At 71.2% G+C, this 25,108-nt stretch carries 16 protein-coding genes, 1 tRNA gene and 1 pseudogene; 13 read left to right on the top strand and 5 right to left on the bottom strand.

What is annotated here, in order from left to right; genetic code table 11:
* Nucleotides 1-251 precede the first annotated feature (251 nt).
* Nucleotides 252-353: transfer RNA gene (locus OG896_RS29305), tRNA-Cys, on the top strand.
* A 79-nt stretch (nt 354-432) separates the two neighbouring features.
* Complete coding sequence (locus OG896_RS29300) at nt 433-1,287, top strand: helix-turn-helix domain-containing protein (RefSeq protein ID WP_329370154.1); 855 nt, start codon at nt 433-435, stop codon at nt 1,285-1,287.
* A gap of 80 nt (nt 1,288-1,367) precedes the next feature.
* Here the strand turns inward: OG896_RS29300 and OG896_RS29295 are convergent, their stop codons facing one another.
* Entirely contained in the window at nt 1,368-3,698 is a 2,331-nt protein-coding gene (locus OG896_RS29295; RefSeq protein WP_329370152.1) for a galactose-binding domain-containing protein, read from the bottom strand.
* 170 nt (nt 3,699-3,868) lie between these two features.
* Between OG896_RS29295 and OG896_RS29290 the strand changes: the two genes are divergently transcribed.
* The 6 genes from OG896_RS29290 to OG896_RS29265 all read left to right on the top strand — a co-directional run bounded on the left by OG896_RS29290 (nt 3,869) and on the right by OG896_RS29265 (nt 12,688).
* Entirely contained in the window at nt 3,869-4,894 is a 1,026-nt protein-coding gene (locus OG896_RS29290; RefSeq protein WP_329370150.1) for a LacI family DNA-binding transcriptional regulator, read from the top strand.
* 419 nt (nt 4,895-5,313) lie between these two features.
* Nucleotides 5,314-6,714, top strand: a complete 1,401-nt coding sequence (locus OG896_RS29285) for an ABC transporter substrate-binding protein (RefSeq protein WP_329370148.1) — start codon at nt 5,314-5,316, stop codon at nt 6,712-6,714.
* A gap of 90 nt (nt 6,715-6,804) precedes the next feature.
* Nucleotides 6,805-7,767 carry a carbohydrate ABC transporter permease gene (locus tag OG896_RS29280; protein ID WP_329370146.1) on the top strand — a complete coding sequence of 321 codons (963 nt, stop codon included), beginning with the start codon at nt 6,805-6,807 and terminating at the stop codon, nt 7,765-7,767.
* A gap of 6 nt (nt 7,768-7,773) precedes the next feature.
* A complete protein-coding gene (locus OG896_RS29275; RefSeq protein ID WP_328463280.1) occupies nt 7,774-8,667 on the top strand; it encodes a carbohydrate ABC transporter permease in 894 nt (297 codons plus the stop codon).
* Between the two features lie 156 nt (nt 8,668-8,823).
* Nucleotides 8,824-10,485, top strand: coding sequence for a glycoside hydrolase family 13 protein (locus tag OG896_RS29270; protein WP_329370143.1), 1,662 nt, complete (start codon nt 8,824-8,826; stop codon nt 10,483-10,485).
* Between the two features lie 448 nt (nt 10,486-10,933).
* The gene (locus OG896_RS29265) at nt 10,934-12,688 is read left to right on the top strand and encodes an NAD+ synthase (protein WP_329370141.1); all 1,755 of its coding nucleotides are present in this window, start codon (nt 10,934-10,936) and stop codon (nt 12,686-12,688) included.
* Nucleotides 12,689-12,791: 103 nt separating this feature from the next.
* Here OG896_RS29265 and OG896_RS29260 read toward each other — a convergent pair whose 3' ends face one another.
* From OG896_RS29260 to OG896_RS29250, 3 genes are all read right to left on the bottom strand, one after another.
* The gene (locus tag OG896_RS29260; RefSeq protein WP_443057274.1) at nt 12,792-13,712 is read right to left on the bottom strand and encodes an endonuclease/exonuclease/phosphatase family protein; all 921 of its coding nucleotides are present in this window, start codon (nt 13,710-13,712) and stop codon (nt 12,792-12,794) included.
* Between the two features lie 501 nt (nt 13,713-14,213).
* Nucleotides 14,214-14,867 (bottom strand): TetR/AcrR family transcriptional regulator, encoded by a 654-nt coding sequence (locus OG896_RS29255; protein ID WP_329370137.1) that lies wholly within the window; start codon nt 14,865-14,867, stop codon nt 14,214-14,216.
* Entirely contained in the window at nt 14,864-16,459 is a 1,596-nt protein-coding gene (locus tag OG896_RS29250; protein WP_329370135.1) for an MFS transporter, read from the bottom strand. The genes OG896_RS29255 and OG896_RS29250 overlap by 4 nt, the downstream gene beginning before the upstream one ends.
* A 168-nt stretch (nt 16,460-16,627) precedes the next feature.
* Here OG896_RS29250 and panB point away from each other — a divergent pair, with 168 nt between their 5' ends.
* The 5 genes and pseudogenes from panB to OG896_RS29225 all read left to right on the top strand — a co-directional run bounded on the left by panB (nt 16,628) and on the right by OG896_RS29225 (nt 21,219).
* Nucleotides 16,628-17,491, top strand: a complete 864-nt coding sequence (gene panB / locus OG896_RS29245; protein WP_329370133.1) for a 3-methyl-2-oxobutanoate hydroxymethyltransferase — start codon at nt 16,628-16,630, stop codon at nt 17,489-17,491.
* Between the two features lie 467 nt (nt 17,492-17,958).
* Nucleotides 17,959-18,465 (top strand): annotated as a pseudogene (locus OG896_RS29240) (sigma-70 family RNA polymerase sigma factor); the annotation flags it as partial.
* 5 nt (nt 18,466-18,470) lie between these two features.
* Nucleotides 18,471-19,187, top strand: a complete 717-nt coding sequence (locus tag OG896_RS29235) for an anti-sigma factor family protein (RefSeq protein ID WP_329370131.1) — start codon at nt 18,471-18,473, stop codon at nt 19,185-19,187.
* Between the two features lie 140 nt (nt 19,188-19,327).
* Nucleotides 19,328-20,392, top strand: coding sequence for an ATP-binding cassette domain-containing protein (locus OG896_RS29230; RefSeq protein ID WP_329370129.1), 1,065 nt, complete (start codon nt 19,328-19,330; stop codon nt 20,390-20,392).
* Nucleotides 20,389-21,219: an ABC transporter permease gene (locus tag OG896_RS29225; protein ID WP_329370127.1), complete on the top strand. Its 831-nt coding sequence runs from the start codon at nt 20,389-20,391 to the stop codon at nt 21,217-21,219. The genes OG896_RS29230 and OG896_RS29225 overlap by 4 nt, the downstream gene beginning before the upstream one ends.
* A gap of 60 nt (nt 21,220-21,279) precedes the next feature.
* Here OG896_RS29225 and OG896_RS29220 read toward each other — a convergent pair whose 3' ends face one another.
* Entirely contained in the window at nt 21,280-24,864 is a 3,585-nt protein-coding gene (locus OG896_RS29220) for an AfsR/SARP family transcriptional regulator (protein ID WP_329370126.1), read from the bottom strand.
* Nucleotides 24,865-25,108 lie beyond the last annotated feature (244 nt).

The raw sequence follows: 25,108 nt of genomic DNA, 5'->3' as shown, positions 1-25,108 counted from the left end.
ACGAGATGGAGTCCGTGCAGCTCGGGATAGGCCGGGAACTGCTGGGCTTTGCCCGTCGGACGCTGACGGAGACGGCACCGTCGGATGGCGAACTACGGGGCGTGGTAGCGCAGTTGTGCAGGGCGTTGTCGGACGCGTTGCGGGTTGCCGACAGCCGGGGGGCGTTGCTGGGCTTGCCCGTGAACGGGGACCAGGGGACACCGGCGGACAAGGGAGCACGGTGATCCGTCACGCCTTTGACGCGTGAACTCCCCCTTGTAGCTCAGTCAGGAAGAGCCCGGGCAGCACCGCACGCTCTCCGTTCATTCGTGCGGGCAGGCCCGATGACTCCGGTTCGAGTCCGGACAAGGGGACGTGGCGGCCCGGCACGCGGAATTCCCGCGCGCCCAGGCCGAATACCACCACGACCGACACCGTGGAAAGGAGAGCCGTATGGCCGGCACGAGCGGCGGGGACGGCAAGACGAAGATGCTCATCGACTGGGAGTGGTTATCCGCGCGGGAGTTGTACGCGAGCGAACTGGCCTACCGGCGGCAGCAGGCGGGGCTGACGCTCATGGAACTCGCGGCAAAGTGCATGTACGAACAGTCCTATCTCCACCGGCTGGAGCGGGGACAGCGACTCGGCACCCTGGAAGCGGCCACGGCACTGGACAAGGTGTACGGCACCGGCGACCTCCTGGTGAAGCTGTGGCACCTGGCCAAACGCGAAGCGAAGGACAAGCCGTTCCTCGGACTTGCCCCGTTGGAAGCCGACGCGGTGAGCGTCCAGGAGTACGCCGTCAGCGCCGTGCCGTACCTGCTCCAGACCCGCGCCTACGCCGAAGAACAGCTCCGCACCGCCCGCCCGCGCAGCATCAAGCAATTGAGCGCCCAGGTCGCCGCGCGACTGAAGCGGCAGGACCGCCTCACCGGACCCAACCCCGTCCACTACCGCGCACTGATCGACGAAGCCGTACTACGACGCAAAGCCCGCGACCCCCAGACGTGGACCGGCCAACTGGAACACCTCATCGAGACCGCCCAGCAGCCCGACGTCTCCCTGCACGTCGTCCCGTTCGGCACCGGACCCCACCACATCCGCAGCTGCCTGGAACTCATCTTCTTCCAGGACGGCCACACCGTCGCCTACACGCAGAGCAGTTGGAGCGGCCACCTCGTCGAGGAACCCGAAGACGTCGAACCCCTACGCCTCGCCTACGACCTGCTGCGGGACAGCGCCCTCACGCCGGCGGACTCGCTGACCTTCCTCCGCACCGTGCTGGCCGAGCACGCACCGCACAGGTGAAGGGTGCCCCCGTCCCCGGCTGGAGTTCCGGGAACAGGGGCACCCTGGGTCGCGCACGTGCCGTAGGGCCGTAGGGCGAACTACGAGGCGTAGGCCTCCAGTTCGGAGAGCTGGGCGGCGGGCCAGCCCGTGTTGGCCGTGAAGGTGAGCTTCAGGTAGCGGGTGGAGGCCGAACCGAGGGAGACCGTCGCGGTGTTGCCGGAGGACGGGTCGAAGGTGTAGCCGGCCGAGGACTTGAGCGAGGTGAAGGTCGAGCCGTCGGTGGAGCCGAGGACGGAGAGGGTCTCGGTCCGGGTGGCCCACGCGGTGGCCGGCGGCAGCTTCAGGACGAGGCGGCCGACGGTCTGGGTGGAGCCGAGGTCGACAGTGAGGGACTGCGGGAAGGCGTTGTCCGTGCTCTCCCAGTAGGAGTTGGCGTCGCCGTCGACCGCGTTGGACGCGACGTAGACATCGTCGTGGCCGGTGTCGGTGACCGGGCGGCCCTGCGCCAGGTTGCCGTTGGGCGGGGGCGTCGTGCCGCCGGTGGTCCCACCGTCGGTCGAACCGGAAGTCGTGCCGGAGGACGTACCCGAAGAGGTACCCGAGGACGTACCCGACGACGTGCCGCCGCTGCTGTCACCGGCACCCGGCTGCGGCCAGGTCGAGCAGTCGCCCCACGTGCCGGTCCACCCGCTGTTGCCCGTGCCCTGGTTGATGGTGAAGGGCGCGAGGCCCACCGGGTAGGAGCAGTTGTAGACGCCGGTGGCGCCGGTGCCGGTGGCCGTGACGTTGCTGAACGTCGCGGAGCCGGGCGTCTCGGCCTGCACCACCACGGTGCCGGTGTTGGTCGCGGTCGCGCCGCTGACCGTCACCCCGCTGACGTCGTAGCCGTGGCCGCCGCCCGAGACGAACTCGAAGTCGCTGTAGGGGCTGTCGATGAAGGTGGTGTCACTGATCTGGACGTCCACCGTGGTGATCGCCGAGTCGTACGAGTCGACCCGCAACGCCCCCATCGGGTGGCTCCAGTTGGGGTTCATCGCGCCGGTGCGGATGAGGGTGTTCCCGGAGACCGTGACCTTGCCCGAGAGCGGGTTGAACGGCTGCAGGAACGCCTGGTTGGAGATGGCCATGCCGCTGCCGAGCGCGTTGGTGTCGGCGATCACGTTGTTCGACGCGGTGTTGTTCGAACCGCCGTAAATCGCGATGCCGTTGGCCAGGTTCGGCTGCACGATGGTGTTGCCGGTGAAGGTGTTGCCGGTGTCCGGCGAGCCCAGCGACCACATGGCGAGCGAGTCGTCACCCTGGTTGCGCAGGAAGTTGTTCTTGACGGTGACGCCCTGCGCGCTGCCGTCGAGGTTGAGGCCGTCGGCGGTGGTGCCGATGATCCGGTTGTTCTCGACGGTGAGGTTGTCGTTGTTGCCCGTCAGCCACAGGCCGCACTTCTCGCGCTGAATCCACATCCCGGAGACCACGGAGTTCGGGCCGAGGCTGCCGGTGACGAAACTGTCGGGCGAGCTGTCGTTGCGGGTGCTGACCGCGCCGATGACCGCGAAGTCGTAGAGCTTGGTGTTGCCGGTCGCGCTGGTCTGGTCGATGAAGTGCGAACTGTGCACCACCGAGTACCAGTTGCCCGCCCCGCGCACGGTGACGTCGTCGATCGGGAGCTGCGAGGTGATCGTGTAGACGCCGGACGGTATCCACACCTCCTTGCCCGCGGCCTTGGCGTCGGTGATCGCCTGGCGGAACGCCTGGGTCGAGTCGCCGCTGCCGCTGGGGTCGGCGCCGTCGTCGACCACCGAGACCGAGTTCGCGGGCTGCGCGGCGGCCGCCGCGACCTGCTCGAAGTCGGCCACGTCGATGGTGGCGGTGCCGGTGTCGCCCGAGTCGAGCTGGAGCTTGACCTTGTCGCCGGAACCGAGGTTCTGGCCCAGTTGTATACGGGAGTCGTCGAAGAAGTGGTGGGTCTTCGAGCCGGCGATGTTGCCGGTGTCCACGTAGCTGTACTGCGAGGTGACGGCGAGTTTCTGGCTGAGCTTGGTGCCGTTGACGTAGACCGACAGCGTGCCGGAGGCGCCCTGCGGCAGGTTGTAGGCGACGTCGACGGCGTTCGCCGCCTTGGTGAGGGTGAACTCGACGTACTGGCCCTGGTTGATGGTGACCGCCTGGCGGCCGGACGCCTCGGAGGCGACGGTGCCCTGGGTGTAGTCGGGCCCGATCACCTTCCCGTTGGTGTTTGCCGCTTCGGCCTCGTACTCCGTGAACGGCACCGACGCGCCGCCGCTGACGTCGAACGGCGAAACCGCCGACGCCTTGGCGGAGTTGGCCGCGCTGGCGGCCGGGGCGGTGAGGGTCAGGGCGATCAGGCCGCCCGCGGCCACTGCCGCCGCGGTGGCCGAGGCCAGCACAAGCGAGGAGCGACGTCTGGTGTCCATGGGGTGGGGGGGTTCCCTTCTGACGGGAGTCGCTGATGTGACGCACACCCTAGGGATGACGAACACGACACAGCAAGATGTCGATCGGATTTCGCAAAAATTGGATGGCTTGCAGAGATCTCGCAAATAGGCCGCAAGAATCTTGCGGTACCTGTACTAGAATCGACGCCATGACACGACGACTTGCCGAGGTGGCAAAGAAGGTCGGGGTGAGTGAGGCCACCGTCAGCCGCGTGCTGAACGGAAAGCCGGGCGTCTCCGATGCGACCCGGGCTGCGGTCCTCACCGCCCTTGACGTGCTCGGATACGAACGGCCCACCCAGCTGCGCGGAGAACGCGCCCGGCTGGTCGGCATGGTCATGCCCGAGCTGCAGAACCCCATCTTCCCCGCTTTCGCGGAGGTCGTCGGCGGTGCGCTGGCCCAACAGGGGTTCACTCCCGTGCTGTGCACGCAGACCGCCGGCGGCGTATCGGAAGCCGACTACGTGGAGTTGCTGCTCCAGCAGCACGTCTCCGGTGTGGTCTTCTTCGGCGGGCTCTACGCCCAGGCCGAGTCACCGCACGACCACTATGCCCGCCTGGCCGAGCGCAACCTGCCCACGGTGCTGATGAACGCGGCCATCGACCATCTCGACTTCCCCCGGGTCTCGTGCGACGACGCGGTGGCGGTCGAGCAGGCGATGAACCACCTCATCTCCCTTGGCCACCAACGGATCGCGCTGGTGCTCGGCCCGCCGGACCACGTGCCCTCGCGCCGCAAACTGGCCGCCGCCCGCCGGGTCGACCCCTCGGTCACCGTCGAGCACGCGCTGTTCACGCTGGAGGGCGGGCAGGCCGCGTCGAGCCGGCTGCTGGCCCGCGGCATCACGGCGTTCATCTGCGCGTCCGACCTGCTGGCGCTCGGCACGATCAGGGCCGCCCGCCGGCGCCGGCTGTCGGTGCCCGAGGACATCTCGGTGATCGGCTACGACGACTCCTCGCTGATGAACTGCACCGAGCCGCCGCTGACCACGGTCCGGCAGCCGATCGAGGCGATGGGGCGGGCCGCGGTGGACCTGCTCGCAGGCGAGATCAGCGGGGCCTCGGTCGACCACGACGAGCTGTTCTTCGAGCCGGAGTTGGTGGTCCGCGGGTCCACCGGACCGGTCCGTGACGCGGCCCGCATCCCCCACCCCGAGGCTCGCGCCAACGCGTGAACGGCGCCCGGCACGCCCGGGTGACCCCAGGGGGCGCGAGGAACTGCGCGAGGAACCGGCCGCCGGCCGGTGGTCCGGAAACTCACCGTTGCGGCTGGGCCTGCGGACCCGGCGTGCCACGGCGACGGGCTGGTCGCGCGGTGCCCCGCGCCCCTCATTCGTGACCGGCACCCGTCAAGCGCCCCTGACCAGCGGTCATGGGCCGCCGACCCCCGACGACACCGCACACCTTCCCGTCGTAACCAAGTCGTGTCTTTGCGAAATTCACGCGACATCTTGCGGACATCTATCGGGTTAAGTACGTTGAGCCAACCCGGGACGGCGGCGCACTCTCGCGCCGGACAGCATGTGCCTCACGTGCCACGGGGGTCCCAGATCGCAGTCCAACGACGCGCAGTGGTTCAGGGGAAGGGTAGAAAATGAGCAGAATCGGCTACCGCAGACTGGTGGCAGTCGCGCTGGTCGCGGGGATCGGGTTGACCGGTGCCGCGTGTTCCAGCAGCAAGAAGGACGACTCCGGGAGCAAGCCCAGCAGCGCCAGCGCCGGAACCCCCTTGGACAAGAAGACCAAGGTGACCATCAGCGTCGACTGCGAGCCGCCGACCACGAAGAAGGCCGAGCGCAAGGAGTGGATCGAGGACGTCGCCGCGTTCAACAAGATCTACCCGAACGTCACGGTCAAGAGCAAAGACGCGTTCCCGTGCGAGGACCCGGCCAAGTTCACCGCGCAACTGCAGGCCGGCAGCCAGACGGACACGTTCTACTCGTACTACACCGACCTTGAGCAGGTGCTGGACGCCGGCCAGGCCGCCGACATCTCGGACTACGTCAACGCCAAGACGATCCCGAACCTGGCGGGCATCGACCCGAGCGTGCTCAACGTCCTCAAGGACGGCGGCAAGCTCTACGGTCTGCCCACCTCGAACTACAAGATGGGCCTGATCTACAACCGGAAGATCTTCCAGGAGGCCGGGCTCGACCCGAACAACCCGCCGACCACCTGGGACCAGGTCCGGCAGGACGCCAAGGTGATCAGCGACAAGCTGGGCAGCAAGGGCATCACCGGCTACATGGACAACTCGGCGGGCAACCAGGGCGGCTGGCACCTGGTCTCCGAGATGAACGGCATGGGCGTCCGCGCGGTCAGCGAGGACGGCAGCAAGGCCACCTTCAACGAGGCCGGCACCAAGCAGGTCCTGCAGACCCTGCACGACATGCGCTGGACCGACAAGTCCATGCCCGCCACCCCCGGCCTGGTCTGGGGTGACGTCCAGAAGGCGATGGGCACCGGCAAGATCGGCATGTACGTCGGCGCGCCCGACGACGTCACCCTCGAGGTGCAGCAGTACCACGCCGACTACAAGGACCTGGGCATGGCCCCGATCCCCGGCGGCAAGATCGCGCTCATGGGCGGCAACGACTACATGTTCAAGAAGTCGGACAGCCCGGACCAGATCAAGGCCGGCATCGCCTGGATCAACTACAAGTACCTGACCCTCGGCAAGGGCCAGTTCAACTACGTGCGCACCAAGGCGGACGGCCTGCCGGTCGGCCTGCCCGAGCCCTTCTTCTTCACCGGTTCGGCGAAGGACCAGGACAACCAGCTCAAGGCCGCCAGCGCGACCATCCCGGTGGACAACTTCAAGACCTACACCGGCGTGGACACCCCGGTGCTCGCCGAGCCGCCGAACGCGCAGAAGGTCTACACCGTCCTCGACACCGTGATGTCCGGCGTGCTGACCAACAAGAACGCGGACATCGACAAGCTGCTGAACACCGCGACCGACCAGGTGAACCAGCTCCTGGCCGCCAGTAGCTGACCGCACAGCCCCGCGGGGGCCGGTCCGGCGACCGGTCCCCGCTTCGCGGGCACCTGACATCACCGCACCACTTTCAGCCGAGGAGCCCTCATGGCGGCGACGACCGTCCCCGAGAAAACGACCAAGCGCCACGCCGGGCGCCCGGCCGGCCCAGGCCGACGTGCCGAGAGAAGCGGGCTGCGCCGCAAGGTGGCGGAGAACCTCCAGGCCTACGGCTTCCTCGTCGGCGCGGTCATCTGCTTCCTGGCCTTCTCGTGGTACCCGATGGTCCGCGAGTTCATCATGAGCTTCCAGGACAAGAAGCGGGGCGTGACGTCCTGGGTCGGGATGAAGAACCTCGACCGCGTCTACCACGACCCGTTCTTCTGGACCGCGTGGAAGAACACCGCCGAGTACACCGGCTACGCGCTGGTCATCGGGTTCGCGCTGCCCTTCTTCGTGGCGATCATCCTCAACGAGCTGCGGCACGCGCAGGCCTACCTGCGCATCCTCGTCTACCTGCCGGTGATGCTCCCGCCGGTGGCCGGCGGCCTGCTCTTCAAGTACTTCTACGACCCGGACTACGGTCTCTTCGACCACATCCTCAAGACGCTCCACCTACCGACGTCGCAATGGCTCGACTCGTCCCATACCGCGATGATCTCGGTGGTGATCGCGGCCACCTGGATGAGCATGGGCAGCGCCACCCTGATCTACCTGGCCGCGCTGCAGAACATACCCGGCGAGCTCTACGAGGCCGCCGACCTGGACGGCGCCGGGCTGTGGAGCAAGATCTGGCACGTCACGATCCCGCAGACCCGCATGGTGCTGTCGCTGATGCTGCTGCTGCAGATCGTGGCGACCATGCAGGAGTTCACCAACGTCTTCGTGCTGGCGGGCGGCAACGGCCCGGAGAACTCGACCATGACGGTCGTCTACATGATCTACCAGTACGGATTCCGCTACAACAACCTCGGAAGCGCCGCGGCGCTGGGCCTCTTCCTGCTGCTGGTGCTGATCGTCTTCTCGGGCGTCTACACGCGGCTGAGCCGGACCAGCGAGCAGGACGGATAACGGACCATGGCAGCCATCTCCTCGCAAGCGAACCGCACCCTGATCTCGTCGGCCGCGCTCAGCCGCCGCAAGGGCAGGATCACCTACCGGATCGTGCTGACCGTGGTGCTGATCGTCTTCACCCTGGTCTTCCTCGGCCCGCTGTACTGGATGGTCACCGGCGGCTTCAAGTCCGCCAGTGAGGTCGTCGCGAACCCGCCGACGTACTTCCCCAAGCACCCCAAGCCCGGCACCTACCACACCGCGTGGACCCAGCTGAAGCTCGCCAAGCTGCTCTTCAACACGCTGTACTACGCGTTCGGCGCGCTCCTCTTCCAGCTGGTCTTCGACGTCGCCGCCGCGTACGCGGTCTCCAAGCTGCGGCCGGTGTTCGGCAACATCATCCTGGCCGGCATGCTGGCCACGCTGATGATCCCGTCCGCGGTGCTGATCGTCCCGCAGTACGTCACGGTGCTCGACCTGCCGCTGCTGCACTTCAACCTGATCGGCACCCCGTGGGCGATCTGGCTGCCGACGGTGGCCAACGGCTTCAACATCTTCCTGCTGAAGCGTTTCTTCGACTCGATCCCGAACGACCTGATGCACGCCGCCTCGATCGACGGCGCCGGCCCGCTGCGCACGCTGTGGTCGATCATCCTGCCGATGTCCCGACCGATCCTCGGCGTGGTGTCGATCTTCGCGGTGGTCAACGTCTGGAAGGACTTCCTCTGGCCGATGCTGGTGGAGCCCGACCCGAACAAGCAGCCGATCAACCTCGGTATCAACTCGCTCTCGCAGGGCGTCCCGGAGAACGTCATCATCGCCGCGCTGGCCATCTCCGCGGTGCCGACCCTGCTGATCTTCCTGCTCTTCCAGCGCAACATCATGTCCGGTCTGACCGCGGGCAGCCTCAAGGGCTGACGCCCCGACCGCTCCTCCGGCCTTGCGACCGCACAACCCACGCACCCGCAAGCCCCATCCGCACCACCCAGCAGCACTCCGCCGCCGGTCCTCATGCCAGCATCCCCGCCATCAGGGGCCGGCGGCGGGGTCCCACCTGCCCGAAAGGACGTTGACGTGGCAGACACCCCTCAGCCCGAGGCCGACGAGAACTGGTGGCGCGGCGCGGTCATCTACCAGGTCTACCCGCGAAGCTTCGCTGACAGCAACGGAGACGGGACCGGTGATCTCGCCGGCGTGCGCTCCCGGCTGCCGTACCTGGCCGAGCTGGGCGTCAACGCCTTGTGGTTCAGCCCGTGGTATCCGTCGCCGATGGCCGACGGCGGCTACGACGTCGCCGACTACCGGGACGTCGAGCCGGTCTTCGGCTCGCTCGCCGAGGCCGAGAAGCTGATCTCCGAAGCCGTCGCGCTGGGCATCAGGACCATCATCGACATCGTGCCGAACCACATCTCCGCGGTGCACCCCTGGTTCAAGGAGGCCCTGGCGGCCGGCCCGGGCTCGCCCGCGCGCGAGCGGTTCTGGTTCCGGCCCGGCCGCGGCGAGCACGGCGAACTGCCGCCGAACAACTGGCCGTCGCAGTTCGGCGGCCCGGCCTGGACCCGCACCACCAACCCCGACGGCACGCCCGGCGACTGGTTCCTGAACCTCTTCGACTCCGAGCAGCCGGACCTGAACTGGAACCACCCGGAGGTCCTGGCCGAGCACGAGGACATCCTGCGGTTCTGGTTCGACCGCGGCGCCGGCGGCGTCCGCATCGACTCCGCGGCCATGGTCTCCAAGGACCCGGACCTGCCCGACCTGCCGGACCCGTCCGCCGGCGCCGACGCGGTGCTGCCCGCGCACCCGTACGTCGACCGCGACGACCTGCACGACATCTACCGCGACTGGCGGCGGATCGCCGACTCCTACCCCGGCACCCGCATCCTGGTCGGCGAGGTGTGGCTGCCGGACGCCGAGCGGTTCGCCCGCTACCTGCGGCCGGACGAGATGCACACCGCGTTCAACTTCGACTTCCTGGCCTGCCCGTGGGAGCCGGCCCGGCTGCGCACCTCGATCGAGACCACGCTGGCCGCGCACGCGCCGGTGAGCGCGCCCGCCACCTGGGTGCTGTGCAACCACGACGTGACCCGCACGGTGACCCGCTACGGCCGGCAGGACACCGGGTTCGACTTCGCCACCAAGGCGTTCGGGGTGCCGACCGACCTGGAGCTGGGCACCCGCCGGGCCCGGGCGGCGGCGCTGCTGACGCTGGCGCTGCCCGGCTCGGTCTACCTCTACCAGGGCGAGGAGCTGGGGCTGCCGGAGGTCGAGGACATCCCGACCGGCAAGTTGCAGGACCCGATGTACCTGCGCTCCGAGGGCACCAACCCGGGCCGCGACGGCTGCCGCGTGCCGCTGCCGTGGTCCGGTGACGTCCCGCCGTTCGGCTTCAGCCCGGCCGGCTCGGCCGAGTCGTGGCTGCCGCAGCCGGCGGAGTGGGCCGCGCGCACCGCCGAGATCCAGTCCGCCGACCCGGCGTCCATGCTCTCGCTCTACCGCGCCGCGATACGGCTGCGGAAGGACGAGCCCGAGCTGGGCGGCGACGGCCCGTTCGAGTGGCTCGACAGCGATGTCGAGGTGCTCGCCTTCCGCCGCTCGGACCGGTTCGTCTGCATGGTGAACCTCGGCGAGGCCGCGGTGGAACTGCCCGCGCACGAGGAGCTGTTGCTCACGTCGGGGCCGCTGACGGAGAGTGGCCGGGTGCCGCAGGACACGGCGGTGTGGCTGCGCGTCTGACCGGACCACCTCCGGGGCGGGGGCGCCACGCCAGGGCGCCCCTGCCACCCGGAACCCGTTCCCCCGTTGACCGGAAACGGTTACGGTGTTCCTGTGCGCGGTCGCCGGCGGCGGGCTTGGGCCCGTCGTCCGCGGGAGCGCGCGACAGCACGTGTGGGGCCGGCTCACCTTGTCAGGGCCGGCCCCATACGTATGCCCGGACCCGGGGTCGGCACGTACACCCGGGGTCGGCACGCCCGGGTCGGCACGTACGCCCGGGCCCCGGCTCAGCCGAGCAGCCGTCGCAGCCGGCCGGCCTGGCGCTCCTGGGTGCCGGGAGGGTTGCGGGGGCGCTCGGGGTCGTCGAAGCATCCTCCCCCGCCCGGCCGCTCGGGCGCCGCGTTTTCCGGGTTCGGTGTGGGAAGGGCGACAGCGACATCGCGTCGGGGTGACGATTAGACTGGGAGGCGTGCCTCAACTACGCCTCGCACTGAATCAGATCGACTCCCGCGTCGGCGACATCGCCGGGAACCGCGCGGAGGTGCTGCGCCGTACCCGCTACGCGGCCGAGCAGGGTGCCCACCTGGTCGCGTTCCCCGAGATGATGCTGACCGGCTACCCCGTCGAGGACCTCGCCCTGCGCGCGTCGTTCGTCGAGGCCAGCCGGGCCGCGCTGGAGGACCTGGCGCGCGACCTGGCCGCGGAGGGGCTGGGCGGGCTGCCGGTGGTGGTCGGCTACCTCGGCCGCAGCGAGAACGCCCAGCCGAAGTACGGCCAGCCCGCCGGCGCGCCGCAGAACTGCGCGGCGGTGCTGCACGGCGGCAAGGTCGCGCTGCGCTTCGCCAAGCACCACCTGCCGAACTACGGGGTCTTCGACGAGTTCCGCTACTTCGTGCCGGGCGACACGATGCCGGTGATCCGGGTCGGCGGCGTCGATGTGGCGCTGGCGATCTGCGAGGACCTGTGGCAGGACGGCGGCCGGGTACCGGGCGCCCGGGAGGCCGGCGCGGGCCTGCTGCTGTCGGTCAACGCCTCGCCGTACGAACGCGACAAGGACGACACCCGGCTGGACCTGGTCCGCAAGCGCGCCCGGGAGGCCGGCTGCACGCTGGCCTACCTGGCGATGGTCGGCGGGCAGGACGAGCTGGTCTTCGACGGCGACTCGATCGTGGTCGGGGCGGACGGCGAGGTGATCGCCCGGGCGCCGCAGTTCGCCGAGGAGTGCGTGCTGCTCGACCTGGAACTGCCCGCGGCGGCCGCCGAGGTGCCCGCGGGACGGGTCGCGGACGGCCTGGAGCTGCGCCACGTGACGCTCTCCGCCGAGCCGGTCCCCGCGTACCGGCCGGAGTTCACCGGCGTCGAGACCGAGCGGCTGGGCGACGAGGCGGAGATCTACGGCGCGCTGGTCACCGGCCTGCGCGCGTACGCCGAGAAGAACGGCTTCCGCTCGGTGCTGATCGGGCTGTCCGGCGGTATCGACTCCGCGCTGGTCGCGGCCCTGGCGTGCGACGCGGTCGGCGCGGAGAACGTGTACGGGGTGTCGATGCCGTCGGCGTACTCCTCGGACCACTCCAAGGGCGACGCGGCCGAGCTGGCCCGCCGCACCGGGCTCAACTTCCGTACGGTGTCGATCGCCCCGATGTTCGACGCGTACATGGAGTCCCTGAAGCTGACCGGGCTCGCCGAGGAGAACCTCCAGTCGCGGCTGCGGGGGGTGACGCTGATGGCCATCTCCAACCAGGAGGGCCAGATCGTGCTCGCCCCGGGCAACAAGAGCGAGCTGGCGGTCGGTTACTCCACGCTCTACGGCGACTCGGTGGGGGCGTACGGCCCGATCAAGGACGTCTACAAGACCACCGTCTTCCGCCTGGCCCGCTGGCGCAACGCGGCCGCGGAGGCGCGCGGTGAGACGCCGCCGATTCCGGAGAACTCGATCGTCAAGCCGCCGAGCGCGGAGCTGCGGCCCGGCCAGGTCGACACGGACTCCCTGCCGGACTACGACGTGCTGGACCGCGTGCTGGAGCTGTACGTCGACCGGGACCAGGGCCGCGACGAGATCGTCGCGGCCGGGTACGACGAGGAGTTGGTCACGCGCGTGCTCAAGCTCACGGACACCGCGGAGTACAAGCGGCGGCAGTACCCGCCGGGTACCAAGATCTCGGCGAAGGGTTTCGGCAAGGACCGCCGTCTGCCCATCACCAACCGCTGGCGCGAAGGGGGTTGAGCGGACCCGCCCGGCTGCCCCGTCCCCGCCGTACGGGAGGGACCTCGCGGTCCACGGCGGCTTGTCGGGCAGCCGGCGGACAGGGGCACCCCGGAGGGGCCCGTCAGGGCAGTTCGAGCCTCGCTGCCACCGGGAGGTGGTCGCTGCCGGTTCTGGGGAGGGTCCAGGAGGACACCGGCTCGATTCCCCTGACCATGATCTGGTCGATCCGCGCCATCGGGAAGGACGCCGGCCAGCTGAAGCCCATGCCGTTGCCGGCCGCGCCCTGGGTGGAGCGCATCTGGGAGGTGACGGAGGCGAGCGCGCGGTCGTTCATCGTGCCGTTGAGATCGCCGAGGAGCACCACGTGCGGCAGTTGCTCCGCGGCGATCGCCTTGCCGAGCGCGTCGGCGGCCCGGTCGCGCTGCCCGGCGGTGAAGCCCGCGTCGAACTTCACCCGCACCGACGGCATGTGCGCCACGTACACCGCGACCTTCCCGTGCGGGGTGTCGGCGGTGGCGCGCATGGCCCGGGTCCAGCCCAGCCGTATGTCGACCGGGCGGACCGAGCTGAGCGGGTACTTGCTCCACAGCCCGACGGTGCCCTGCACGGAGTGGTACGGATACGCGGCGGCGAGGTCGCGGCTGTAGCGGGACACCTCGTTGGAGGCCAGCTCCTCCAGGGCGACCAGGTCGGCGTGGGCGGCGATCACGTCCTTGGCGGTGCCGTCGGGGTCGGGGTTCTCGGCGTTGACGTTGTGCGTGAGCACGGTCAGGTCGCCGCCGGACCCGGACTTGTCGGTCATCAGCCCGCCGAAGAGGTTGAACCACACCACGGCCGGCAGCACCACCGCGATCAGCGCGGTGACCGAGCGGCGCAGCACCGCCACCACCAGCAGCACCGGCACGATCAGCCCGAGCCAGGGCAGGAACGTCTCCAGCAGGCTGCCGAGGTTGCCGACCCGGTTCGGCACCCGCGCGTGGAAGACCAGCAGGCCGGTCAGCACCACGGCGACCACCGCCGTCGCGATCCCGCGCCGCCACATCCCGTCCGGCCGCCACCATCGCAGGAAGCGGGCGCGCAGCCGGTCTCGGGCTCCGGACGCGGCTCCCGACCCTGCCGGGTCACCGCCGTCCGTGCTCGCGTCCGTGCTGTTCTGCGCCTGCGTCATAGAAGTCCTTGCCTGCCGCTTGCGGGTGCTTCAGAACCCTAGGGCCTGTCGTCGGATCTCCGCGGCGTCGCACCGCCCGGCAGGTGCGTCTGCCGCGTTGTCGTCGGTCCCCGGCTCACCGGACACCGCTCCTTCAACCGCGGAGTGCCGACACGGAGTTCCCACGCGGAGATCCGTGCGACCGACCCGAGGCGACACTACGGGATTCGTATGTGAACCGACGGCTTGACGGGGGTGTCGGGTTCCGCGGCACGGCACTTACCGGGAGGACTGTGACAAGACCATCACACAGCGGCCGGCGGCCCACCGGATTCTCCGGGTGGGCCGCCGGCCGCTGACGAGGACGGATGACGGTGACGGGTGACAGGCGACGGGTCAGTCGCGGGGGCGCATCCCGTCCAGGAGGGTGTCCACCACGCGGTCGGCGAGGTCCTCGGGGAGCGAGGAGTCCGGGCGCAGGGTGGCGCGGGCGAGCACGGGACCGGCCACCATGTCGCAGAGCAGTTCGAGGTCGGTACCGAGTTCGGGACGGATCTGGCCGGTGGCGATACCGCGCTCCAGCAGCGCCCTGAGCATCTGGCGGCGGCCGGCGATGACGGTGTCGTGGTAGCGCTTCCACAGCCGCGGGTTGCTCTGCATCTGCGTCACCATGGTCCGCAGCAGCGCGGACTCCCGCTTGGCGAGGCTGTGCCGGCGGATGAACTCGACCGCGCAGACCAGGTCCGCACGCAGGTCGCCGGTGCGGCTGACCGGTGGTGGCGGGTCCACGGTGTCGAGCACGTCGAACAGCAGCGCGTCCTTGCCGGACCAGCGCCGGTACACCGTCGCCTTGCCGACGCCCGCTTCCCGGGCGATGCCCTCCATGGTCAGGTCGCCGATCGACGTGCCCTCGGAGATCAGCCGCAGCACGGTGTCGATGACCGTACGGTCGACGGCCGCGTTGCGCGGGCGTCCGCGCGGTGCCGTGGCCGCCGCCGTACCGTCCGGCGTACGGTCCGCGGCACCGCCCGGCGACGTGCCCTCCGTCACTGCTCGACTCCCACCATCTCCCGCTCCTCCGAGCCGCCGCCGGCCGCGCGCGCCGGTGCGTCCTTGGGGGGCAGGAAGGCGAGCGCGATCACGCCGCCGATGATCGCGACCGCGGCGGAGGCGGCCGCCGTGATGTGCATGGCGTGGATGAACGCGTCGTTGGCGGGCTGGATCAGCACGTTGCCGCGCGGGCCGATCTTCTGCGCGACGCCGAGGGTCGCCTCGATCGACTCGCCGGCCGCGTGCCGCTTGTCGGCGGGCAGGCTGCCGAGGTGGGTGCTGATGCCGTTGCGGTAGACGGTGGACATCACCGAGCCGAGCACGGCCACGCCGAGGGCGCCGCCGACCTGCCGGAAGGTGTTGTTGACCGCGGAGCCGGAGCCGGCCTTCTCGCGCGGCAGCGACGACATGATCATCACGGTGGCGGGCGGCATGACGTGCGCCATCGCGGTGCCCATCACGAAGAACAGCACCTCCAACTCCCAGATCGGGGTGGACTGGCCGAGCATGAGGAAGCCGAGGAAGGACAGCCCGGTCAGCACCATGCCGCCGGCGCACACCACCCGGGCGCCGAGCTTGTCCACCAGCAGCCGGGCGCGCGGCGCGAACACCATCTGGGCGGCGGCCAGCGGGAGCAGCAGCAGGCCGGACTGGAGGGCGCTGTAGCCGCGGACCGACTGGGTGTAGAAGACGATGAAGAAGGTCACACCCATCAGCGCGAAGAAGACCAGGCCGATCGCGGCGACCGAGGCGGAGAACTGCCGCTTCTTGAAGTAGGCGACGTCCAGGGCCGGGTGGTCGCTGCGCGCCTCGTACCAGACGAAGCCGCCGAGGATGGCGAGGCCGCCCACGGAGGTGGCCCACACCTCCGGGCGGGTGAAGTCGCCGTACTGGCCGCCCTTGATGATGCCGTAGATGAGCAGCACCAGGCCGGCGATGGACAGCAGCACGCCGACCGGGTCGAGCCGGCCGGGCCGCGGGTCCTTGGAGTCGGGCACGATCAGGAACATCGCGATCAGCGCGGCGACCACGATCGGCACGTTGACCAGGAAGACCGAGCCCCACCAGAAGTGCTGGAGCAGCAGGCCGCCGGTGATCGGGCCGACCGCGATGGCCAGGCCGACCACGCCCGCCCAGATGCCGATGGCGCGCGGCTGCTCCTCGCGCTCGAAGACGTTCATGATGATGGCGAGGGTGGCGGGCATGATGAACGCGCCGCCCAGGCCCATCACGCCGCGCCAGGCGATCAGTTCGCCCGCGGAGCCGGCGAACGCGGACAGCGCGGAGCCGCCGCCGAACACGAACATGCCGAAGAGCAGCACCTTCTTGCGGCCCAGCCGGTCGCCGAGCAGGCCCGCGGTGAACAGCAGGCCGGCGAAGACCAGGGTGTACGAGTTGATCGCCCACTCCAACTCGCTCTGGCTGGCGCCGAGTCCGGTCGGGGCGGGTTGGGCGATCGTCTTCATCGCCACGTTGAGGATCGAGTTGTCCAGCACCACGACGAGCAGGCTGAACAGCAACACGGTGAGAATCGCCCAGCGGCGGCGATGGATCGCCTCGGGCACCTTGGTGACTATCACATCAGCGGCCATTGCACGAGGGTACCTCATTTACGATACGGCCCCGTCTCGTATCGTAAAGCCCGGGTAAAAGCAGCACCTCAGCGGAGGGCTTTCGGCGCGGCGCCGGGCGTGTCAGCATGGGAGGTGGTCCGGGGACGCCGTCAGGGCGCCTCGAGATGACATGAAGGAGCCGTCACCATGACGCAACTTCCGGCTGCCCAGAACCCAGCCGACAACCCCAAGGCGCTCTACGGCGGGACCGGCTCCCGCCGGGTGACCGTGCGTGATCTGGGCGCCGCCAAGGAGCGCGGCGAGAAGTGGCCCATGCTCACCGCGTACGACGCGATGACCGCGTCCGTCTTCGACGAGGCGGGCATCCCCGTGCTGCTGGTCGGTGACTCGATGGGCAACTGTCACCTCGGCTACGACACCACCGTGCCGGTCACGCTCGACCACATGACGATGCTGTCCGCCGCCGTCGTCCGCGGCACCCGGCGGGCCCTGATCGTCGGCGACCTGACCTTCGGCTCGTACCAGGAGGGCCCGGTGCAGGCCCTGCGCAGCGCGACCCGGCTGGTGAAGGAGGCCGGCGTCGGCGCGGTGAAGCTGGAGGGCGGCAAGCGCTCGCTGGCCCAGACCGAGGCGCTGGTCGAGGCCGGCATCCCGGTCATGTCGCACATGGGCCTGACCCCGCAGTCCGTGCACACCCTGGGCTACCGCGTGCAGGGCCGTGGCGACGAGGCGGCGCACCGCCTGATGCAGGACGCCAAGGCCGCGCAGGAGGCGGGCGCCTTCGCGCTGGTGCTGGAACTGGTGCCGAGCGAGGTCGCCGCCGAGATCACCCGCACCCTGGAGATCCCCGTGATCGGCATCGGCGCCGGCCCCGACACCGACGCGCAGGTGCTGGTGTGGACCGACATGGCCGGGATGACCGGCGGCAAGGTGCCGCGCTTCACCAAGCAGTACGCCGACCTGCGCCGCACCCTGGGTGACGCGGCGAAGGCGTACGCGCAGGACGTGGTGGGCGGGGAGTTCCCGGCCGAGGAGCACACCTTCCACTGACGTCGGGGGGCGAGGCGGGCGGGTCCGGGTGTGTCCGGGCCCGCCCGCCTGCGCCTTCCGCGGCTTTTCCGCCTCCCGGATGAGACATTCCGGCCGCGGGTCCGTATGGAGGGCGTGAGCGCCGCCGCCGCGGCGACCCGCCACCCTTGGAAAGCCACCCGCTGATGTCTCGATCCGCGATACGCGAACTCGACCGGGAGCCGCCGGTGCGGCAGGATGCGCCCGTGGACGGACCCCCTCCGGAGCTACCGGAACAGGCCGGTGCGGCGCGGCCGGCCGGCCCGCCCGGGCCCGACGGCACGGCCCGGCCCGGTGCGGTGGCCGGTGCCGCGCCGGTGCCCGGTGCTGGGCCGGTGTCCGGTGCTGGGCCGGTGCCCGGTGCCGAGCCCGCGCCCGGGTCGGGGTCCGGGTCGGGGTCCGGGTCCGGGTCGGGGTCCGGGTCCGGGTCGGGGTCCGACGGCGCGGTCCCGGAGGAAGACCTCATGCGGGCGCTGTACCGCGAGCACGCGGGCGCCCTGTTCACCTACGTCCTCAAGCTCGTCGCGGGCGACCGCCACCTCGCCGAGGACGTCGTGCAGGAGACGCTGCTGCGGGCCTGGAAGAGCGCGGCGCAGCTCGACCCGGCGGCCAGGTCGCTGCGGCCCTGGCTGGTCACCGTCGCCCGGCGGATCGTGATCGACGGCCACCGCAGCCGGCAGGCCCGGCCCCCCGAGACCTCCCCCGCCGCCCTGGACCTGCTGCCGGCGCGCGACGAACTGGAGCGCTCGCTGCGCCTGATGACGATCTCCGACGCCCTCCAGGACCTGTCCCCCGCCCACCGCGAAGCGCTCGTCGAGACGTACTTCAAGGGCCGTACAGTCAGCGAGGCCGCCGAGGAGCTGGGGCTGCCGCCCGGCACCGTACGGTCCCGGGTCTTCTACGCGCTGCGCGCCGCACGGAACGCGCTGGAGGAGAGAGGGGTGACCACCTCGTGAACCCCATGACGCCTCATGTGGACGTGGGCGCCTATCTGCTCGGGGCCCTCGACGACGCGCAGATGTCGGCGTTCGAGGAGCACCTGGCCGGGTGCGACGAGTGCGGGCGGGAGCTGGACGAGCTGAGCGGGGTGGTGCCGGTCCTCGCCGAGCTGCGGGAGGACGGGATCGGCTTCCCCGAGCCGCCCGGCGACGCGCTGCTCGACCGGCTGCTGCGGCAGGTCTCCGGCGAGCGCCGGGCCCGCCGCAGGCGGCGGCTGGTCGCGGTCGCGGTGGCCGCGGCGCTGGTCGTCGGCGGGCCCACCGTCGCGGTGCTGGCCACCCACGACGGCACCGCCACCCCTGCCGCCAGTGCCCTCCCGGGCGCGCAGGACTCGGCGCGCGACCCGTCGACCGGGGTGTCCGCCGTCGTCGGGCTCACCGACAAGGCGTGGGGCACCGCGGTCAGCCTGCGGCTGGCCGGGGTGCGCGGCCCGGACCACTGCCACCTGGACGCCGTGGGCCGCGACGACTCCCGGGAGACCGTCGCGACCTGGTCGGTGCCGCAGGGCGGGTACGGCACGGGCGAGCAGCCCAAGGCGCTGACCGTGAGCGGCGCCACCGGGATGCACCCCACAGCGATCAGCCGGTTCGAGGTGCGCGCCGCCGACGGCACCCTGCTGCTGAGCATCCCGCAGGCCGGCGCGCAGCCCACGGACCGCCCGCGCGGCACCGCCGGCTGACCCGCCGGGCGCCCGGCGATCACCGCACCGTCTCGTCACCACCGCGCTGACCTGCTGCTTTCGTCACCGATATCCCGCCGACATATCGCTGTCGGTGGGATATCGGTGCCGTGTCGGTGGGGCCCTGCATGGTGGTGGACATGACGACGCGACTGACAGAGAACGGTGGGACCGCCGCCGTCGAGGTGCGCGGTCTGGTCAAGCACTACGGCCCGACCAAAGCCCTCGACGGGGTGGATCTGGAAGTGCGCCAGGGCACGGTGCTCGGCGTCCTCGGCCCGAACGGGGCCGGCAAGACCACGCTCGTACGGGTGCTGTCCACGCTGGTGCGGCCGGACGCCGGCAGCGCCCACGTGGCGGGCTACGACGTACTCAAGCAACCCCGGCAGCTGCGCCGGGTGATCGGGATGACCGGGCAGTACGCCTCGGTCGACGAGAAGCTCTCCGGCCGGGAGAACCTGTACATGATCGGGCGGCTGCTCGACCTGCCCCGCAAGGAGGCCAGGTCCCGCGCCGACGAGCTGCTGGAGCGCTTCTCGCTCACCGAGGCCGCCAAGCGGCCGGCGATGCAGTACTCCGGCGGTATGCGCCGCCGCCTCGACCTGGCGGCGAGCATGATCGGCCGCCCCGCGGTGCTCTACCTGGACGAGCCGACCACGGGCCTGGACCCGCGCACCCGCAACGAGGTGTGGGAGGAGGTGCAGCGGATGGTCGCCGAGGGGGCGACGGTGCTGCTCACCACCCAGTACATGGAGGAGGCCGAGCAGCTCGCCCACGAGCTGACGGTCATCGACCGCGGCCGGATCATCGCCGGCGGCAAGGTCGCCGAGCTGAAGGCGAAGGTCGGCGGGCGGACCCTGCGGATCAGGCCGAGCGAGGCCGCAGAGGCCGCCGGGATGGCCGCCGCGATCGCCGAGGCCGGGCTCGACGGCGTCGCGGGCGCCCGCACCGACGACGACGGCCTGGTCAGCGTGCCGATCCTCAGCGACGACCAGCTCACCGCCGTGGTGGGACTGCTGGGCGCCCGCGGCTTCGGCATCGCGCACATCGAGACCCATCTGCCCAGCCTGGACGAGGTGTTCCTCGCCGTGACCGGCCAGAAGGCGTCGGCCGCGGAGGACAAGCCCACCGGCGACGACGGGCCCGGCCCGGCCGCCCCGCACAGCATGACGGACGCACAGCAGAACGTGGAGGTCTCGGTATGAGCGCGGCATCGGCCACCCTGGCCGCACCGGCGAAGGTCACGGCGAACGAGGGCAGGATCGGCCTGCGGGCCAACCTCCGGCACATCGGTGCCCTGGCCCGCCGCAACATGCTCCAGATCAAGCAGGACCCGGAGTCGATGTTCGACGTCCTGCTGATGCCGGTGATCTTCACCCTGCTCTTCGTCTACGTCTTCGGCGGCGCGGTCTCCGGCAAGGGGCACCAGCACGCGTACGTGAACTACGTGGTCCCCGGCCTGATGGCGATGATGGGCATGAACATCGCCATGGCGGTCGGGACCGGCATCAACGACGACTTCCGCAAGGGGGTCATGGACCGGTTCCGCACGATGCCGATCGCGCGGTCCTCGGTGCTGATCGCGAAGATCGTGGTCGAGGTCGGCCGGATGATGATCGCGATGGCGATCCTGCTCGGCATGGGCTTCGCGCTCGGCATGAGCGTCGGAACGGACGTCCCGCACCTGCTGATGTCGGTGCTGCTGTCCCTGGTCTTCGGCGCCTCGCTGATGTGGATCTTCATCCTGCTGGGCCTGACGATGAAGACCGCCCAGGCGGTCCAGGGAGTGGCCATGCTCGTGCTCATGCCGTTGCAGTTCGGCAGTTCCATCTTCGCCAAGCCGACCACGATGCCGGGCTGGCTGGAGAGCTTCACGAAGGTCAATCCGCTCTCCAACCTGGCCGACGCGTCAAGGGCGTTGATCAACGGCGGCCCGGTGGCGCACTCGGTGTGGATGGTGGTGGCCTGGTCGATCGGCATCACCGTGGTGACGGCGCCGCTGGCGGTGGCGCGGTTCCGCAAGAAGACGTGACCGGCCGAAGGCGGCACCGCACGCGGGTGCCGCCCGAGGGACCGTCAGTTCGTCTCGCGATCAGTTCGCCTCGCGCATCAAGGCGACGGCCTCGGCGACACCGAGGCCGTCGCCCGCGGCGTACGCGGCGGCGTATCCGTCCTCGCCGAGCAGTTCGCGCAGCCGGCGGCGGGTCCTGTCGATGTGGCGGGCCTCCAGCGGTGCGATCGCCAGCGGGCGCAGCCGGTCGTGCGCGGACAGCAGCTTGGCCGCGCGGGTCAGCCGCTCCGGCTTGACCCCGGGTTCGGATTCGGCGAGCAGGACCAGCAGTTCCACGACGCCGGGTGAGATCACGATCGCCAGCCGGGGGGTGATCACCTCGGCCAGCGGATGGCCGCTGAGTTCGGTGACGCCCTCGGCCAGCAGCGCGAGGCCGGCCGCCGGCTCACCGGCCCGGCCCATCAGGTAGCCCTTCATGCCGTTGAGCATCCCGACCACGAAGCCCGGTATCGGCGAGCCGCTCGCACGGGTGTCCTGGATGGTTCTCTCGATCAGCTCCCTCGCCTCGGGCACCCGCTCCAGGCGGTTGAGCAGATTGGCGAGTTGCACCTTGCCGAAGAAGGCGGCGCCGTCGGCGGCCGAACCGAACCGCTCGGCGTCCGCGATGCCCTCGCGCATCACCCGCTCGCCCTCCACCACCTCGCCGACGCTCGCCAGCGCGTCGCCGAGCCGGACGGTCACCACCGGGACGTGCTGGTGCGCGCCCATCTTGCGGGCCAGCTCGATGCCCTCGCGGCAGCACTCGATCGCCCGGTGCCAGTCCCCCATGTTGCCCGCGGCCTCGGCCTCGGCCGACATCGTCTCGGCCGTGCCCCACTCGTCGCCGAGTTGCTGGAACAGCTCGCGGCTCTCGCTGATGTCCGCCAGCGCCGCGTCCATCCGCTCGCTGACGTCGTTGTTGACCTTCGCCCGCAGTTGCAGCGAATAGGCCAGTTCCCAGGTGCGGCCGAAGGTGCGGCAGGACTCGACGGTCTCGTCCATCAGCTCGTGCAGCCGCGTGAAGTCCCCGGCGAAGAACGCGCCGAAGGGGCGGGTGATGCCGGGCTGCCGGGCGGACTGCGGCAGGTGCGGCGGATAGGTCTCGATCAGGGCGAGGCCGGTGGCGGAGATGTCCCCGTCGGACCACCAGTCGGTCTCCTCGTCGTGCGCGGCCAGCTCGATCACGCGGACGTACCGGCGCGCCTCGAGCAGCCGCTCGCCGTCCAACGGCGGCGGGTCGTCCAGGACGCCGCGCTCGACCGGCACCAGGCTCGGCGGCTCCTGAAAAGGGTTCGGGCCCAGCGCCGCCACCACAGCCGGCCAGTACTTCCGCTCCGAGACGTGGTTGCGCACCTCCCAGAACCAGGCGCAGCCGATCACGAGCATCAGCGCCTCCTGCTCGTCGGCGGTGTCCACCGCCCGGCGCAGCGCCGCGCGCAGGTTCTCCTGCTCGCGCTCCAGCCGCTCGAACCAGACGAGTTGGCCGCGGCCGCGCAGCTTCGGGTCGGCGGTGCGGACGTACTCGCGGAAGTACGTCAGGTGCCGTCGCGCGACCCGGTCGCGCTCGCCCGACTCGTCGAGCCGCTCGGCGGAGTACTCCGCGATGGTCTCCAGCATCCGGTACCGGGAGCCGTCCGCGCCCTGTTCGGCGAGGACCAGGGACTTGTCGACGAGGGAGGCGAGCAGGGCGGCCGCGTCCGGCGACGCTATCCGCTCGGCTGCGGACGCCGCGCTCCCGGCCGGCGTCCCGTCGCCGGACTCCCCGCCGGACACGGGGTCCGCGCAGACCGCCTCGACCGCGTCGAGGGTGCAGCCGCCGCGGAAGACGGCGAGCCGGCGCAGCAGGACGCGCTCGGCGGGGTCCAGCAGGTCCCAGGACCAGTCGACGACGGCGCGCAGGGTCTGCTGGCGGGGCAGCAGCGTGCGGCTGCCGCCGGTGAGCAGGCGGAAGCGGTCGTCGAGCCGGTCGGCGAGCTGCCGGGGCGACAGGCTGCGCAGCCGGGCCGCGGCCAGCTCGATCGCCAGCGGCAGGCCGTCGAGCCGCCGGCACAGCTCCGCGCAGGCCACCGGGTCGTCGTCGACCGAGAAGCCCGGGCGGGCCGCCGCGCCCCGGTCGGCGAGCAGGCGCAGCGCGGTCGGGTCCGGCAGCGGGTCCAGCGGGCGCACCAACTCGCCGGGCACACCGAGCGGTTCGCGGCTGGTGGCGAGCACCGACAGGCCCGGGCAGTTCGCCAGCAGCGACTCCGTGAGGGTGGCGGCGGCGTCGATGACGTGCTCGCAGTTGTCCAGCACGAGCAGCAGTTCGCGGCTGGAGCAGTAGTCGGCGAGCTGCCGTGCCGCGTCGCGCGGGCCGGTCTCCGCCGCGATCGCCGCCCCGGCGGCACCGCCGGAGTGCAGCAGCGTCTCGCGCAGCCCGAGCGAGCTGATCACCGCTTCGGGGAGGGTGCGCGGGTCGCTCACCGGGGCCAGCTCGGCGTACCAGACGCCGTCGGCCCAGCGGCCCGCGACCAGGTCACCGGCCTCCTGGGAGAGCCGGGTCTTGCCGGTGCCGCCCGGGCCGGTGATCGTCACCAGCCGCCCCTGCGCGAGGTCCTGCCGCACCGCCGCGAGGTCGCTCTCCCGTCCGACGAAGCTGGTCAGCCGGGCGCGGGCGTTGCCGAGCCCGCACTCCACGGGCCCGCGGCCGCCCGCGGTACGGCCCCGGTCCTGATCGGCCACGGCCGCGCCGCCGGCGGGCGTGCGGTCGTACGTCCAGCCCGCGGGCGCGCCGTGGGCGGAGTCCGCTCCGGGGACGGGGGTGTGCGCGCGGGCGTGGGCGTGGCTACGGGCGGGCGGCGTGCCGGTCGCGCCGGGGCGGCTCCGCGGGCCGTGGTCGCCCTCGCCGGCCCGGTCGGACGGCGCGGCCGGTGCCGGGTGGAGCAGTTCCGCGTGCAGGCGGCGCAGTTCGTCGCCGGGGTCGGCGCCGAGCTGGTCGGCGAGGTCGCGGCGGACCGCCTCGTACGCGGTGAGCGCCTCCGCGGTACGGCCGGCGGCGCGCAGGGCGCGGATGTGCAGGGCCCGCAGCGGCTCGTCCAGGGGGTGCTCGGCGGCCAGTTCGGCGAGTTCGGGCAGCACCTGCCCGGCCCGGCCGAGCGCGAGTTCCGCGGTCAGCCGCTGCCGGTGGGCGTCCAGCCGCAGCGCCTCGCTGCGTACGGCGGCCGTGCCCCGGTCCGGCAGGTCGGCCAGCGCCGGGCCGCGCCACAGCGCGAGCGCGTCGCCGAGCAGCCCGGCGGCCTTCACCGGGTCGCCCTCGGCCAGCGCCTGCGCGCCTTCCTCGGCCAGCCGCTCGAAGCGGTACAGGTCCACGTCGTCGCGGGCCGCCTCCAGCCGGTAGCCGCCGCCGACCGACCCGACCGCGTCGTGCCCCAGCGCCCGCCGCAGCCGCCCGACCAGCGCCTGCAACGCCCCGGTGGCCCCGGCCGGCGGCTCGCCGTCCCACACCTCGTCGATCAGGACGTCCGCGCCGACCACCCGGCCGGGCCGCAACGCCAGCGCGGTGAGCAGCGCGCGCAGCCGGCCGCCCGCGAGCGCGACGGGTTCGCCGTCGCCCCGCAGGGCCTGAGTGGAGCCGAGGATCGCGTATCGCACGGCCCCATTCTTACGGAGTCGGCGTGGCCGGTGTCACGAAGTGCGCGGGGCCGGCGGCGCGGCGGCGCCCGGGCACGGCGGGTACCGGCGGGGTACGGGCCGGAACCAGGGCCTGCCGCCGTCCGTTTTGCGGACGTGGCACGTGTCCGAGCCCGCCCGGGATGGCATGATCGGGCGGCATCACACCGCTGACCCGCCCGCCGCCGACCACGCCCGCCGACCACGCCCGCTGATCGCCCCCGCG

It is taken from the genome of Streptomyces sp. NBC_00669 (assembly GCF_036226785.1).
In the GTDB taxonomy this organism is placed as follows: Bacteria; Actinomycetota; Actinomycetes; order Streptomycetales; family Streptomycetaceae; genus Actinacidiphila.
Note: the sequence above shows the minus strand (reverse complement) of the source record. Positions and strands in the feature narration are given on the sequence as shown.